Below are 12,745 nucleotides of genomic sequence, written 5' to 3' on the forward strand. Positions count from 1 at the left end.
CCGCGCCAGCGGAGGCTCAGTCGTCTGGAACCACAGAAGACACGGAAAACACAGAAATCCGGCGGCTCCTTCTGTGTTTTCCGTGTCCTTCTGTGGTTCCTTGAATAGGACGGTGCCGCTTCGCGGCCTTTTCGACGGGGCGCATCCTTCGCGGTCAATGGTGGGCGGGGCGGTTGCGGGCCGAGCCCATGATGAAGCCGATGATCCTGGCCACGGCCTCGAAGTGGGCGGGCGGGATCATCTCCTCGATCTCGACGGCGGCGTAGAGCGCGCGCGCGAGCGGCGGGTCCTCGATGACCGGCACGCCGGCCTCCTCGGCCACCGAGCGGATCTTGAGCGCCAGCGAGTCGAGGCCCTTGGCCACGCACACGGGCGCGGCGTGCTCGCCCTGTTCGTACTTCAGCGCCACGGCGTAGTGGGTCGGGTTCATGACCACCACCGTCGCCTCGGGCACCGCCTGCATCATGCGCCGCCGCGCGCGCTCGTGGCGGAGCTGCCGCTGGCGCGCCTTCACATGGGGGTCGCCCTCGGTCTGCTTGTAGTCCTCCTTCACCTCCTCCTTGGTCATGCGCATGCGGACCAGGAAGCGCCGGCGCTGCCAGAGGAAATCGGCGCCGGCGATGACCAGGGTGAAGGCCGCCACCGAGAACACCAGCCGCTTCAGGATGTCGAGGCAGTATGGCAGCATCGCCGCCGGATCGAGGGCCGAGAGCGAGGCGAACGTCTCGACCGCCGGCTTCAGCACCACCCAGCCGATGACCGCGATGGCGATCACCTTCACGATCGACTTCACGAACTGCATCAGCGCGTCGGGGCCGAACATGCGCTGCAGGCCCTTGCGCGGGTCGATCTTGGAGAAGTCGGGCTTCAGCTTGTCGGGCGTGATGCGCAGGCCGCTCTGGACGAGGTTGGCGGCCACGCCCGAGAGCGCGGTGGCCGCCATCACGAACAGGAGCGCAGGCGCGCCGGCCATCAGGGCGTACTTCAGCACCCGGACCCCGCCGCCGCCTTCCAGGATCATCTGGTCGGGCCGGGCGATGAACGGCAGCAGTTGCGAGGCCATGTTGCGCGACAGCCAGCCGCCGCCGACCAGCACCACGGCGGACGCCGCCGACAGCGTCGCGAACGACGCCAGGTCCATGGTCTTGGCGCCGTCGCCCTTCTCCCGCGCCTGCTCGAGCTTTCGCGGGGTGGCTTCTTCTGTCTTGGACTCGCGATCGGGACCTTCACTCATCCTGCTTCGCTCCTGGCGGAGCTTCGCAGGACAGGTCCTGCTTCAGAGCGGGGGCGAAGCCCTGCGAAGCCTTGGCGAAGCAGGGTCATCGCGGCGCGAACGTCCCGATGAGGTCACGATAGCGGTCCACCCAGATCATCCCGATCGTCCCCAGGCTGAGGGCGAAGATCGACAGGCCCAGCATCACGCTGAGCGGGGCGGCGACGAAGAACACCTGGAACTGCGGCATCACCCGCCCGACGAGGCCCGTGGCGATGTTGAAGACCAGCGAGAAGACCACCACCGGAGCCGCCAGTTGCAGGCCCAGCGCAAACGACCTGCCCATGGTCTGGATGGCGAGCTGGCCCGCGTCCGCCACGGGCACGGCGCGCGAGAACGGGAAGAGCTCGAAGCTGCTCACCAGCGCGTTCAGGAAGAGCTGGTGCAGGTCGGTCGCGAAGATGAGGGTCATGCCGATCAGCCCCAGGAAGGTGCCGAGCGTGGCGGAGGGCTGGGCCTGCGTCGGGTTGGCGGTCTGGGCGAACGACAGCGTGGTCTGCAGCGAGACGATTTCGCCGGCCGTCGCCAGCGAGCTCATGAAGAGGCGCAGGACCGCGCCGATCAGGAGGCCGATGAAGAGCTCCTTGATCACCGCGCCGGCGAGGCCGGCGGCGTCGGCCGGGATCGCCGGGACGCCGCGGACGACCACGGGGAACAGCATCAGCGTCAGCGCCAGCGCGAACGACAGCCGGATGCGCGGCGGGATGAACGCCTCGCCGAAGCCCGGCAGCAGCATGACGATGGCGCCCAGCCGCGCGAAGACGAGGCCGGCGGCGAAGACCTGCTGGGCGGTGGCGTAGCTCTCCATCGCCCCGGCGCCCTACATGCCTGCGATGCGGGCCGCGATGTTGCGCATGAAGCCGCTCATCAGCGCGCCCATCAGCGGCAGGAAGAGCAGCAGCGAGACGAAGATCGCCACGATCTTCGGGGCGTAGACCAGCGTCTGCTCCTGAATCTGGGTCAGCGCCTGCAGGAGGCCGATGCCCACGCCCACGATCAGCCCGACGATCAGGACCGGCGCGCTGAGCTGGATCGTCAGCCAGATGGCGTCGCGCCCGACGTCCAGAACCTCGGCGCCATTCATGCGGAAACCCTCATACGGAAAGAGGCGGCCACCCGCGCCGCCCGTCCCGCCGAATATCGCCCGTCATGGTTAACGAAAGGCCAAGGACCGTTAACGAACGCGGAGTCGTCCCCGGCGGTCGGCGTCCCGGCGATCGGCGCCTTGGGTCGCACGGGCCGCGAGCCTACTTCGCCCGCGGCTCCTTCGCGAGACGGCTCATGAGCAGGGCCGCGCGCTTGGCCTGGATGTCGAGGCTCCTGAGGTCGGCGGTCTCGCCCGGCGCGTGGCTGCCCTCGCCGGCCATGCCCAGGCCGACCAGGCCGTCGATGAAGGCGACGAAGGAGATGTCGCCCGCGCCGCGGTTGGCGGGGTCGCCGGCGGGCATCTCGGGCAGGCCCAGGCTGGCGTTCACCGCGTTCAGCCTGGCGAGCAGCGCCCTGTTGCCATCGGTCGGCGCCATGGGCGGATAGCCGTCGTCGGAGAAGGCGAGCCTGGCCTCGGTCCTGTCGAGATGGCGCGCCACGATGGCCTGCATGCGCTCGCGCACACGGGCCTCCTGCTCGGGCGAGAGCGTGCGGATGTCGCCGCGGGCGATGGCGGTCGAGGCGATGACGTTGGGCTTGCCGGCGGCGGTCCCGCCGGTGTCGTCGCCGTTCAGCTCGGCCTGCGAGCCGCCCAGGATCAGGCCCACGTTGTAGGTGAGGTTCGGCTCGGGCAGCTCGCGGCGGAACTCGTCGAGGATGCGGGCGAGCTCGTAGATGGCGCCACAGCCCGCGTCGCCGCGGCAGACGCCCGACGAGTGGCCGGACCGGGCGCCGGCGTGGAGGGTCCAGGACGTGGAGGAGCGGCGCGCGATGGAGCCGATATCCTTGCCGCCGCTGCGCGAAAGGCCTTCGAAATCAAGCGCGACGTCGCTCTTCCTCGCGGCCTCGACAAGGTCCGCGCGCACCACCGACAGCGGCGCGCCGGGCTTCTCCTCGTCGCCGGTCAGGACCACGGTGATGTCGGCGTCCTTCAGCGTGCCGGCCGCCTGCATGGCGCGCAGCGCGGCCACGATGATCACGTCGCCGCCCTTCATGTCGCCGACGCCGGGGCCTTCGGCGATGTCGCCCTCGACCTTCCAGCCCAGGAAGCCGCTGTCGGGCTCGAAGACGGTGTCGAGGTGGCCGATCAGCAGCATCCGCTTGCCGCGACCGTCGCCCTTGTGGGTGGCCACGAGGTGGCCGGCGCGGCCGGCATGGGCCATCGGGATCCAGCGGACCGTGAAGCCCAGTTGCTCGAACTCGGGGCGCAGCATGGCGCCCACGCGCTCCACGCCCGCGAGGTTCATGGTGCCGGAATTCACGCGCACCAGCTCTTCGAGGAGCTTGAGATTGCGGCCGCGGTCGGCGTCGATGGCGGCGACCATCTTCGCTTCGGCGGGCGTGAGCCTGGGCGCGCCCCAGGCCTGCGAGGTCAGGGCGGGTTGAGCGGCGAGGCACGCCGCCACAAGGGCGGCGGCGGGGAATGCGCGATCGGGCATTCCTTCCTTTTAGCCCGGCTGGCTCCGCAGGCTACGGACGAATTCCACCAGGGCGGACCGCGAGACGCCCTTAGGGAGTCCCGCGTACGCCTTGAGCAGCTCCAGCGCACCGGGCTCCGCAAGCAGGGCCGCGACCTCGTCGACGGCGCCGCTGTTGACCGAGGCTTCCCCGAACATCTCGGCCACCGGCACGCCCAGGGTCTTGGCGATCCGCGTGAGCATGGAGGCGCTGACGCGGTTGGCCCCGCGTTCGTACTTCTGGATCTGCTGGAAGGTCACGCCGGCCGCTTCGGCCAGCGCCTGTTGCGAAAGCCCACGCACCTTGCGGAGGAGCCGAATCCGCGCGCCGACGGCGACGTCGACAGGGTCAGCGGCCGCTTCGGATTTGTTGGCCATGGATTCTTCGGGTCTCCTGTGGGGGGCTTGAGCTCTACCGCGCCCGGCTGGCCGCATCGTTGGCGGGCGGCGCCAGGTCTTCTTGCGGAGCGGGGTTGTCGGAAATGAAGTAGCAGGCTTCGGCGACCGCGATGCCCACGGCCCGCCGAAGCGGGCCGAACGCCGGCGCATCGCGCTCGAGTTGGATCAGCTCTTCTTCGTAGGGCATCAGCATCTCCATGAGATTTTGAGCGAGACGCTTGCCGTGCTCCGAATCCATGGGGCCCCCTTTTGTCGGAACCTCGACCATCGAATAGGCGAATGCAAGCAACCCCAACGAGCGGTTCGATGAGAAGCGCCCGTGCGTCGCAAGGGTCGGGGAACTCCCGGTCCCAGAATGGGTTAGCCGCCTCCGACGGGGCAGGCACGCCGACATCAAGGGCCGCGGTCAGCCTGCGACATCGCCGATTTCGACGATGCGCTGCGGCAGATCGCGTAGCGAGTTCCGCGGACGCCGCCCGACGGCACCGCTCCGCCCGAGGGGCCCCGCCCGCAATGTCGGCGAAAAAAACGCCGCGCCCGGGGGCGCGGCGAGTTCATAGGGAGGAAACGCCCAAAAGGGCGTTACCTTTGTGCGCCTTTGCTGCACTGCACGCAAGCCCTGATTTCGTATGGGAGTGAATTTCTTCGGGACCGGCGCATGCCCTGTGGTTACGAGGGGTTAGCGTCATCGAACGGTCATGTTGCACTGCCGTTATGGCGCGCGCCGGCGGACGATCTCGAAGAGGCCCGCCGCGCACCACGCGTAGAGGCGGTCGCGAACGGCCTGCAGGTCGGTGGACCGGCAGAGGCCGTCCGAGAGCTGGTCGATGCGGCCGGTCTCGGAAAGGGTGAGCATCATCGCGCCCGTCAGGAACTGGTAGCCCCAGTAGAGGTCGCGCTCCTCCGCATCCGGGCAGGCGGCCTTCAGCGTGCCGATCAACTGGTGGACCACGGGATCGAAGAACCGATGCATGGTCTCGCCGCCCCAGGCCGGGGTGTTGTTCACGAGGGCCACGAGCCGGAAGTAGTTCTTCCAGCCCGCGTCGTTGGTGAGCGACAGTTCGACCAGCGGGTCGATGAAGGCCTCGATCACGCCCTCCGGCGTCATGGCGCCGGCATGGCCCGTCTCGTAGGCGCGCAGGGCGCGGACGCGGATGTCGTTCAGGACGTCGGCGCGCCGGGCGAAGACGCTGTCGAACAACTCGCGCTTGGCGCCGAAGTAGTAGTGGATCAGCGCCGTGTCGACGCCGGCCTCCGAGGCGACCTGGCGCACGGTGACGCCATAGAAGCCGTGGCGCGAGAAGAGGCCCTCGGCGGCGTCGAGGATGGCCTCGCGAAGATCGGGCCCCTGCCCCTTCGGGCGGCGGCCGCGCAACGCTCCACCCTTCCGTCCGTCCGTCCGCGCCATGGCCCTGGCTAGCACGCCAGGGCCGCGGCGGCGACGGCGGCCCGTGGCGTCAGGCCGGCGCGCCGAGGCGCTGGGCGTTCTTCGCCAGGACGTCCTCGGCCTGGCGCATGATGGCGGCCACCATGTCCTTGCAGGTCGGGATGTCGTGGATCAGGCCCTGGGCCTGCCCGACGGTCCAGATGCCGCCGTCGGTGTCGCCCTCGCCCAGCACGTTCTTGCGGCCGCGGACGCCGGCCACCAGGTGGCGCACGTCGTCGATCGTCTTGGTCGGGTCCTGCTGGATCTTCACGACCTCTTCCGAGATCGCGTTGCGGGCCACGCGGCTGGTGTTGCGGAGTGTGCGGTTGGTGAGCAGCGTGTCGCGCTCGGTGTTCTCGACGATCTTCCGCTTCACGTTGTCGTGGATGGCGCACTCCTGGGTGGCCATGAAGCGCGTGCCCATGTTGACGCCGTCGGCGCCCAGCGCGAGCGCCGCAGCGAGGCTGCGGCCGTCGGCCATGCCGCCCGAGGCGATCACCGGCACCGGGGCCACCGCGTCCACCGTCGCCGGCAGCAGCACGATCAGGCCGATGTCGTCCTCGCCGGGGTGGCCGGCGCACTCGAAGCCGTCGATCGAGATCACGTCGCAGCCGTACTTCACCGCCGAGACGGAGTGGCGGACGGATGTGCATTTGTGGATCACCTTCACGCCCGCCTCCTTGAAGGCCGGCAGGTGGTCGACCGGCGCGCGGCCGGCGGTCTCGACGATCTTGATGCCGCTCTCGATGATCGCCTGGCGGTACTCGTCGTAGGGGATCGGGTTCAGGGACGGCAGCAGGGTGAGGTTCACGCCGAACGGCTTGTCGGTGAGGTCCTTGCAGCGCTTGATCTCGGCGTGCAGTTCCTCGGCCGACTGGCTGTGGTGGGCGGTGATGAAGCCCAGGGCCCCGGCGTTGGCCACCGCGGCCACCAGCGGCGCGTAGCCCACCCCGGTCATGCCGCCCATGACGAGCGGGGTTTCGATGCCGAACATCTCGGTCAGGCGCGTCTTGATCATGCGTTTTCTCCCGTTCGCCGCCTCTTTGGCGCGCTCAGTCAAACGCACGTTAGACTCCGCGGCGCAGGCTGCAAAGGTGACGCAGGGGGACCGGCCGGACGCAGGCGTCCGGCGACGCCCGGGCCTCAGCCCATCGGGTAGAGGATCGCCCTGGTCACGGCGTCGATGGCCTGCATCACCTCGTCGCTCAACACCAGGTCGCGGGCGGCGAAGATATCGGCCAACTGGTGTTCGGCCGAGACCCCGACGATGGTCGAGGCGACGAAGTCGTGCTGCTTGCTCCAGGCGGTGGCGAGGGTCGCCGGCGCCATGCCGGCCTCCTTCGCGATGGCCGCGAAGCGGGCGGTCGAGGCCAGGGACTTCTCGTTGACGAAGCGGTTGGCCATGGCCGCCTGGCGACCGCCCAGTTCGAGATAGCGGGAGAAGCGCGCGCCTTCGGGGCGGGCGCCGTCGTTGTACTTGCCGGAAAGCACGCCGCCGGCCAGCGGCGAGTACGGGATGAGGCTGACGCCTTCGTGGCGGCAGGCGGCGGCCAGCTCGTCCTCGAAGCGGCGGTTGTTGAGGCTGAAGTTGTTCTGGATCGTCTGGTAACGGGCCGCGCCCAGGCGCTCGGAGGCCGCCAAGCTCTTCATCAGGCCCCAGGTGGTCTCGTTGCTGCAGCCGACGATGCGCACCTTCCCCGCCCGGATCAGTTCGTCCAGCGTCTCCATGGTCTCGTCGTAGGACGCCCCGTGGTCGGGCCAGTGGGTCTGGTAGAGGTCGACGTAGTCGACGCCCAGGCGCTTCAGGCTGGCTTCCAGGGCGCGGGTGATGTTGTGCCGGTCCAGCGCCGTCATGCCGGCCCGCTGCGAGCCTTTGATCCAGCCGTGGCTGGGCCCGCAGACCTTGGTGGCCAGGATGATCGCGTCGCGGTCCTTGGTCTTCAGCCAGCGCCCGACGATCTCCTCGCACACCCCAGCCCACTTGGTGTCCGGCGGCACCGGGTAGTTCTCGGCGGTGTCGTAGAAGTTGATCCCGGCGTCGAAGGACTGGTCGAGGATGCGGTGCGCCGTGGCCTCGTCCACCTGCGACCCGAAGGTCATGGTGCCCATGCAGATGTCGGAGACCACGATGGCGCTGCGGCCCAGACGACGGTTGCCCATGAACGACTCTCGGATGACGGGAAGGCGCGCAGCGGCGCGTGTCCCGCGGTTCTGGCACAGTCACGCCTGGAGGGGAACGGCCCCGCGCCGAACGAAAGAGGCCGGGGGAGAACCCCGGCCCTTCGACACCTGGCGATGGTACCGCCCTCCCGGATCGAACGGGAGACCTCCAGAGCCACAATCTGGCGCTCTAACCAACTGAGCTAGGGCGGCGCGTCATCGCGAGCGGGCTGTAATAGTCGCGGCGGGCGGTCCGATCAAGCCGGGTCCAGCAGCGGCTTCCGGTAGCGGCGCGAGCCCATGAGCTCGCGGCCGTCGGCGAGGCGGACGACGAAATCGCCGGAGGGCTTGGATTCCACCTCGCTGATCGCGGCGCGGCGAACCAGGCGCGAGCGGTGGATACGCACGAAGCCCGCGCCCGCGAGCTGGCGCTCCATCGACGACAGCGGCGCGCGGTGGAGGATGGGCGTGGGGCCGCGGTGGAGCTCCACGTAGTTGCCGGCGGCCTCGATGAAGGCGACCTCGGTCAGCGGCACGAAGTGGCGGCGCGCGCCGTCGCGGACCTCGATGGCGGCGGGATCGCCGCCGGCCGCCTCGGCGGGCGGCGGGCCGGGCCAGGCCCGCAGCCACGTCGCGTAGATCGCGACCACGCCCAGGTAGATCAGCAGGTCCTTGCGGAACTCGTACGGGAAGTCGCGCAGCGGCCCGAGCGCCGAATAGAAGCCGCCGAGCGCGGCGTAGACCGCCCAGCGCACCGCGCCCATGACCGTCACGTGGACGAGGGAGAACGCCACCGCGGCGCCCAGGTGGACCGCCAGCACCCGCGGCCACGGCGCGACGAGGGGCTGCATCCGGCGGGTCAGCGCCATCACCAGCGGCGCCAGCGCCAGCAGGGCCAGGACGCTGGAGGTCTCCCAGACCAGCGGCTCCCAGAGGCCGATGGGGCGGCCCGCCTTGGCGCGATCGTCGGTGACGCTGAAGGCGTCGACCACCGCGATCGCGGCCGCCACCAGCATGAACACGCCCAGGAACAGACGGTCGCGCCGGCGCGCGCCGCCGGCCGACGCGTCGCTGCTCATCGGGGCCGCGCGATCCGTCACGGCCCCTTCTTACGTGGCCCCTTCGGGCGTGACCATCTGGGCAAAGAAAAAGCCCCGGCCGCGTGAGCGACCGGGGCCTTGTCCTGGATAGCGGACCCTTTTCGGATCAGCCCTTCGGCAGGGTGAAGCGGATCGGGATCCGCACCGAGCCCCCGTCGACGGGCTGGCCGTCCTTGGTCTGCGGCCGCATCTTGAAGAGTTTGGACATCTTCATCGCGGCGTCGCCGAAGCCCATGTTGTCCGGCTCCTCCGAGGTGACGGAGCAACCTTCCAGCGTGCCACGGGCGTTCACCGAGCAACTGAGCGTCGCGCGGCCTTCCACCTCCATCCGCTGGGCGCGGTCCGGATAGTAGCGCGCCATGTCCTCGGCCGAGGGACGACGCAGCCAGTCCGGGTTGGTGATGACCGACGGGCGCGGCGGCTCCGGCGGCGGCGCGGCCGGCGGACGCGGCTCCTCGATCCGACGCTCGACCGGCGGAACCGGCAGCGGCGGGATCGACGGCAGGTCCGGGACAGCGACCGGCGGACGCGGCTGCAGCTTCGGCGGCGGCGGCGGCGGTGTGTTCGGCGGCGGCGGCGGAGGCGGCGGCGGAGGCGGCGGCGGAACGGGCTTGATGAGGGCCACGTCCGTCACCTCGTCCGAGTACTCCTTGTACTTCGGGTCGAACCGCGACTTCCACAGGTAGACGCCGAGGGCGCCGTGGACGATGACCGCGAGGACCAGCGCAATGACGGTCCCCGGGCGACGCTTCGGCTTGGGATCGTCGAACGGGTTATGCCGGGCGAGAGCTTCGTGGTGAGTGTCAGACATGCTTCACCCCACTCACTTGTCTTCGCCGACGAGGGCCACGCTGTAGAAATTATTGTCCTGCAGCATGTTCATGACGCCCATGAAGTCCCCATACATCACGTCCTTGTCCGCCCGGATGAAGATGCGTTCCTTCTCAGGGTTACGCGTGTTCCCCAGGTTCTTGCGCAGGTCGTCGCCGAGCGTCGCAAGATCGGTCCGGAAGTCCTGAATGAAGATGCTCCCATTCGGTTGGATCGAGATGTAGACCGGCTTGGGAGGGTTCGTGCCGGGCGGCGCGACCGCAGGCGGAAGCTGGACCTTGACGGTCACGCTCGCCAGCGGCGCAGCCACCATGAAGATGATCAGGAGCACGAGCATCACATCCACGAAGGGCGTGACGTTGATCTCGGCGTTCTGACTCTCCTCGTAGCGTCCGCCCCCTCCGCTCGAGAGTTTGGCGGCCATCTACCTTACGCCCCCTTGTCGAGCTGCCGGGAGATCGCGTTCATCAGCTCGGCCACGAACCCTTCCGACCGCGCGCCGTAAGCGGAGATGCGGGTCTGGAAGTAGTTGTAGAAGATAACCGAGGGGATGGCGGCGAACAGGCCGAGACCGGTGGCGAGAAGCGCTTCGGCGATGCCGGGGGCGACGACGGCCAGGTTGGTCGTGTTGGTGTTCGCGATCCCGATGAACGAGTTCATGATCCCGTAGACGGTGCCGAACAGGCCGATGAACGGACCGTTCGAACCCACCGACGCCAGGTACTGCATGCCGCCCGAAAGGCGACGGGCCAGGGCCGCTTGCACGGCGCTCACCGCATGCTGGGCGCGGTCGATGGTGGTGTCGCGGTGTTCGCCGGTGATCGCGAGGCCCGCTTGACGCGAGAGCTCGATCTCCTGGGCGGCCGCGGCGGCCATGTCGGCCAGCGGGTTGCCGTCATACTCTTCCGAGAGCGCGATCCGGCTCATGTCGTTGATCGACTTGGCGCCGCGGAAGCTCTCCACGAAGCCGTCCGACACCTTGTTGAGGGCGTTGAACTCGAGGATCTTGGTGACGAGGATGGTCCAGCTCAGCACCGAAGCGAGAGCCAGGCCGATCATGATCACCTTCACGACCGGGTCGGCGTCCATGAACATGGTGCCGACGTTGAGTTTGCCCGCGTTCTTCATGGTCGGCGGGTCGGCGGCTTCGGCGGCGGCGGGATCCGCGGCCGGGGCGGCAGCCGGAGCGGCGGCGTCGGCGGCCGGAGCGGCGGCGGCGTCGGCGGCAGGGGCGGCGGCGGTCTGAGCGAACGCCGGCGCGCTCATGCTCAGCGCCACGGCGCCGAGGAGAGCGGAAAAGGTCATCTTCAGTTTGTTGTCGAGCATCTGTCGCCAGTTCCTGGTTGGTCTAGCACGATTGGCCGGAGGGTCGTCGCGCGAGAGCGTCTCCACCCTAGTTAAAGTTAAGCCCGGCGACCAAACCACTTCCGCGGCCCAGAACGCCAGAGGCGCTATCGCTGCGCCCGACCCCTGCGGAACGCGGGCCCCCGACTGTCGCAGGGATTGGCGTTTCTTAGGGCGGACGGCCTTGAACTCCCGGGGAGGGAACCCAAAGTCTTACCGCTTTGTAAGACAAGCGGTCCGACCCTTTGGCAACCCCATGTCGAAGCGTCAAGGGGCAGAAGCTTTCCCTTCAGCGTCATTTTTCCGACGCACAGGGACGGATTGTGCGCTGCACACGCAACGCACAGAGCCGCGCTGCGGAAACCAGACCGTTTGTCGCATCGTCATGCTGCAGCGCAACAAATCCGCCGCCGCGAACGCCGGTCGACTTCGAAGCTCCGGCATACCGGCGGGCGACGAAGAGGTGGGATCAGGCCGGCGGGCGTGGCGCCGCGTAGGGGCGCAGGCTCCGCAGGAACAGCTTCGCCTCGGCGTCCAGGGACGCCAGCGCCGCGGCGTCGGCCATCGCCGCCTCGACGGCCGCCTCCAGCCGGCCGAGGCGCCGCCGCTCGCCCGGCGGCAGGTCGAGCTTCCCGGCCTCGCGCAGCATCAGGAGCAGGCGCCGTCCGCGCTCGGCGGCCAGGAACGCCTCGACCATCCCCTTCAGGAGCGCGCCATCCTGAAGCCAGCTTCGCCCCCCGAACAGGACCTGGGTGACCCACGGCCCGGCGCCGAGGCAGTCGTATCCCACGCACCCGCGGAAGCCGCGGTCGATCCGCCGCCCGTGGATGGCGCAGCCGCCCGCGTCGTCGAGGTGCGGGCAGGGTTCGCCCGCGGCCTTGTCGACGCCGAACTGATCCGAGCGCTCGAAGTGGAAGGCGACGCAGCAGAGCGCGGCGCAGCGGCCGCAGTCGGCGCGGAAGTCCGGAGGTGACATGTGGAGGGTCCTCGACGCGCAGCACCGGGCGCCACGACGGCGCGCCTTGGGCTTGCGATGAGGAAGAATCCCGCCGGCCCGCTCGGGGCCGACGAAGCGGGTTCAGGTCTAACGCCCGCCCCGGCGCGTGTCCAGCATGCCGGCGCGTCCTACACGCCGGCTTCTGGAATGGCCTCCGGGTCGGCAGGCGAACGCGGATGGAGGGCCAAATCGCGCTCGCCAAGAAAGTTCCATATCATGGAACACTTTCCTTGTTCCACCACCGGGAACGCGCTATGGTCGCGCAGTGAGGTTGATCGCTCGCAGCACCGTCCTCGCCTACGCCGCCAAGCATCCGGCCGCCAAGGCGCAACTGGTCCATTGGCTAAACATCGTGCGGGTCGCATCGTGGCAGAACATGTCGGAAGCGGCCAACGCCTTCGCCAAGGCCAAGAGCGTGGGCGGCGACCGCCTCCGTTACGATCTGGTCGGCGGCGACTATCGCCTGATTGTCGCTTTCGACTTCGCCCGACAGATCGCCTTCGTGAAGTTCCTCGGAACTCACGCCGAATACGACAGGATCGACGCGGCGACCGTCGCGCTGTTCTGAGAACTACGGAGTTGAAGCCCGCCCCGCCAGCGGCAGAACCGGAG

15 protein-coding genes and 1 tRNA gene are annotated in these 12,745 nt (G+C 69.0%); 1 reads left to right on the top strand and 15 read right to left on the bottom strand.

What is annotated here, in order from left to right:
- Nucleotides 1-154: 154 nt before the first annotated feature.
- The 15 genes from flhB to KF737_RS14690 form a co-directional block, all read right to left on the bottom strand.
- On the bottom strand, nt 155-1,234 hold the full coding sequence (gene flhB / locus KF737_RS14620; RefSeq protein ID WP_296456164.1) for a flagellar biosynthesis protein FlhB: 1,080 nt from the start codon (nt 1,232-1,234) through the stop codon (nt 155-157).
- An 85-nt stretch (nt 1,235-1,319) separates the two neighbouring features.
- Complete coding sequence (gene fliR / locus KF737_RS14625; RefSeq protein WP_296456165.1) at nt 1,320-2,081, bottom strand: flagellar biosynthetic protein FliR; 762 nt, start codon at nt 2,079-2,081, stop codon at nt 1,320-1,322.
- Nucleotides 2,082-2,093: 12 nt separating this feature from the next.
- On the bottom strand, nt 2,094-2,357 hold the full coding sequence (gene fliQ, locus KF737_RS14630; protein WP_293480838.1) for a flagellar biosynthesis protein FliQ: 264 nt from the start codon (nt 2,355-2,357) through the stop codon (nt 2,094-2,096).
- 163 nt (nt 2,358-2,520) lie between these two features.
- Nucleotides 2,521-3,858 carry a M20/M25/M40 family metallo-hydrolase gene (locus tag KF737_RS14635; RefSeq protein ID WP_296456168.1) on the bottom strand — a complete coding sequence of 446 codons (1,338 nt, stop codon included), beginning with the start codon at nt 3,856-3,858 and terminating at the stop codon, nt 2,521-2,523.
- Nucleotides 3,859-3,867: 9 nt separating this feature from the next.
- Nucleotides 3,868-4,254 (bottom strand): helix-turn-helix transcriptional regulator, encoded by a 387-nt coding sequence (locus KF737_RS14640; protein WP_296456170.1) that lies wholly within the window; start codon nt 4,252-4,254, stop codon nt 3,868-3,870.
- A 34-nt stretch (nt 4,255-4,288) separates the two neighbouring features.
- Nucleotides 4,289-4,513, bottom strand: a complete 225-nt coding sequence (locus tag KF737_RS14645) for a hypothetical protein (RefSeq protein WP_296456173.1) — start codon at nt 4,511-4,513, stop codon at nt 4,289-4,291.
- 474 nt (nt 4,514-4,987) lie between these two features.
- On the bottom strand, nt 4,988-5,683 hold the full coding sequence (locus KF737_RS14650) for a TetR/AcrR family transcriptional regulator (protein ID WP_296456176.1): 696 nt from the start codon (nt 5,681-5,683) through the stop codon (nt 4,988-4,990).
- Between the two features lie 49 nt (nt 5,684-5,732).
- Nucleotides 5,733-6,719, bottom strand: coding sequence for a nitronate monooxygenase family protein (locus tag KF737_RS14655; RefSeq protein WP_296456179.1), 987 nt, complete (start codon nt 6,717-6,719; stop codon nt 5,733-5,735).
- A 125-nt stretch (nt 6,720-6,844) separates the two neighbouring features.
- Complete coding sequence (locus tag KF737_RS14660) at nt 6,845-7,861, bottom strand: aldo/keto reductase (RefSeq protein ID WP_296456181.1); 1,017 nt, start codon at nt 7,859-7,861, stop codon at nt 6,845-6,847.
- A gap of 136 nt (nt 7,862-7,997) precedes the next feature.
- A tRNA-His gene (locus KF737_RS14665) sits at nt 7,998-8,074 on the bottom strand.
- A gap of 44 nt (nt 8,075-8,118) precedes the next feature.
- Nucleotides 8,119-8,940 (bottom strand): LytTR family DNA-binding domain-containing protein, encoded by an 822-nt coding sequence (locus KF737_RS14670; RefSeq protein WP_296456184.1) that lies wholly within the window; start codon nt 8,938-8,940, stop codon nt 8,119-8,121.
- Between the two features lie 127 nt (nt 8,941-9,067).
- Nucleotides 9,068-9,772, bottom strand: coding sequence for an energy transducer TonB (locus KF737_RS14675; RefSeq protein WP_296456187.1), 705 nt, complete (start codon nt 9,770-9,772; stop codon nt 9,068-9,070).
- A gap of 12 nt (nt 9,773-9,784) precedes the next feature.
- The gene (locus KF737_RS14680) at nt 9,785-10,216 is read right to left on the bottom strand and encodes a biopolymer transporter ExbD (RefSeq protein ID WP_296456189.1); all 432 of its coding nucleotides are present in this window, start codon (nt 10,214-10,216) and stop codon (nt 9,785-9,787) included.
- Nucleotides 10,217-10,221: 5 nt separating this feature from the next.
- Complete coding sequence (gene exbB, locus KF737_RS14685) at nt 10,222-11,118, bottom strand: tonB-system energizer ExbB (protein WP_296456191.1); 897 nt, start codon at nt 11,116-11,118, stop codon at nt 10,222-10,224.
- Between the two features lie 487 nt (nt 11,119-11,605).
- A complete protein-coding gene (locus KF737_RS14690) occupies nt 11,606-12,112 on the bottom strand; it encodes a hypothetical protein (RefSeq protein WP_296456194.1) in 507 nt (168 codons plus the stop codon).
- A gap of 286 nt (nt 12,113-12,398) precedes the next feature.
- Here KF737_RS14690 and KF737_RS14695 point away from each other — a divergent pair, with 286 nt between their 5' ends.
- The gene (locus KF737_RS14695; RefSeq protein WP_296456197.1) at nt 12,399-12,701 is read left to right on the top strand and encodes a type II toxin-antitoxin system HigB family toxin; all 303 of its coding nucleotides are present in this window, start codon (nt 12,399-12,401) and stop codon (nt 12,699-12,701) included.
- The last annotated feature ends 44 nt before the right edge of the window (nt 12,702-12,745 follow it).

The sequence above is a fragment of the Phenylobacterium sp. genome, assembly GCF_019636135.1.
GTDB lineage: Bacteria > Pseudomonadota > Alphaproteobacteria > Caulobacterales > Caulobacteraceae > Phenylobacterium.

What these genes read in the sequence shown, in the direction of transcription:
- KF737_RS14680 (WP_296456189.1), bottom strand. Translation starts at nt 10,216, where the DNA reads ATGGCCGCCAAACTCTCGAGCGGAGGGGGCGGACGCTACGAGGAGAGT.
- KF737_RS14650 (WP_296456176.1), bottom strand. Translation starts at nt 5,683, where the DNA reads ATGGCGCGGACGGACGGACGGAAGGGTGGAGCGTTGCGCGGCCGCCGC.
- fliR (WP_296456165.1), bottom strand. Translation starts at nt 2,081, where the DNA reads ATGGAGAGCTACGCCACCGCCCAGCAGGTCTTCGCCGCCGGCCTCGTC.
- KF737_RS14655 (WP_296456179.1), bottom strand. Translation starts at nt 6,719, where the DNA reads ATGATCAAGACGCGCCTGACCGAGATGTTCGGCATCGAAACCCCGCTC.
- KF737_RS14690 (WP_296456194.1), bottom strand. Translation starts at nt 12,112, where the DNA reads ATGTCACCTCCGGACTTCCGCGCCGACTGCGGCCGCTGCGCCGCGCTC.
- KF737_RS14640 (WP_296456170.1), bottom strand. Translation starts at nt 4,254, where the DNA reads ATGGCCAACAAATCCGAAGCGGCCGCTGACCCTGTCGACGTCGCCGTC.
- fliQ (WP_293480838.1), bottom strand. Translation starts at nt 2,357, where the DNA reads ATGAATGGCGCCGAGGTTCTGGACGTCGGGCGCGACGCCATCTGGCTG.
- KF737_RS14645 (WP_296456173.1), bottom strand. Translation starts at nt 4,513, where the DNA reads ATGGATTCGGAGCACGGCAAGCGTCTCGCTCAAAATCTCATGGAGATG.
- KF737_RS14660 (WP_296456181.1), bottom strand. Translation starts at nt 7,861, where the DNA reads ATGGGCAACCGTCGTCTGGGCCGCAGCGCCATCGTGGTCTCCGACATC.
- KF737_RS14675 (WP_296456187.1), bottom strand. Translation starts at nt 9,772, where the DNA reads ATGTCTGACACTCACCACGAAGCTCTCGCCCGGCATAACCCGTTCGAC.
- KF737_RS14670 (WP_296456184.1), bottom strand. Translation starts at nt 8,940, where the DNA reads ATGAGCAGCGACGCGTCGGCCGGCGGCGCGCGCCGGCGCGACCGTCTG.
- exbB (WP_296456191.1), bottom strand. Translation starts at nt 11,118, where the DNA reads ATGCTCGACAACAAACTGAAGATGACCTTTTCCGCTCTCCTCGGCGCC.
- flhB (WP_296456164.1), bottom strand. Translation starts at nt 1,234, where the DNA reads ATGAGTGAAGGTCCCGATCGCGAGTCCAAGACAGAAGAAGCCACCCCG.
- KF737_RS14635 (WP_296456168.1), bottom strand. Translation starts at nt 3,858, where the DNA reads ATGCCCGATCGCGCATTCCCCGCCGCCGCCCTTGTGGCGGCGTGCCTC.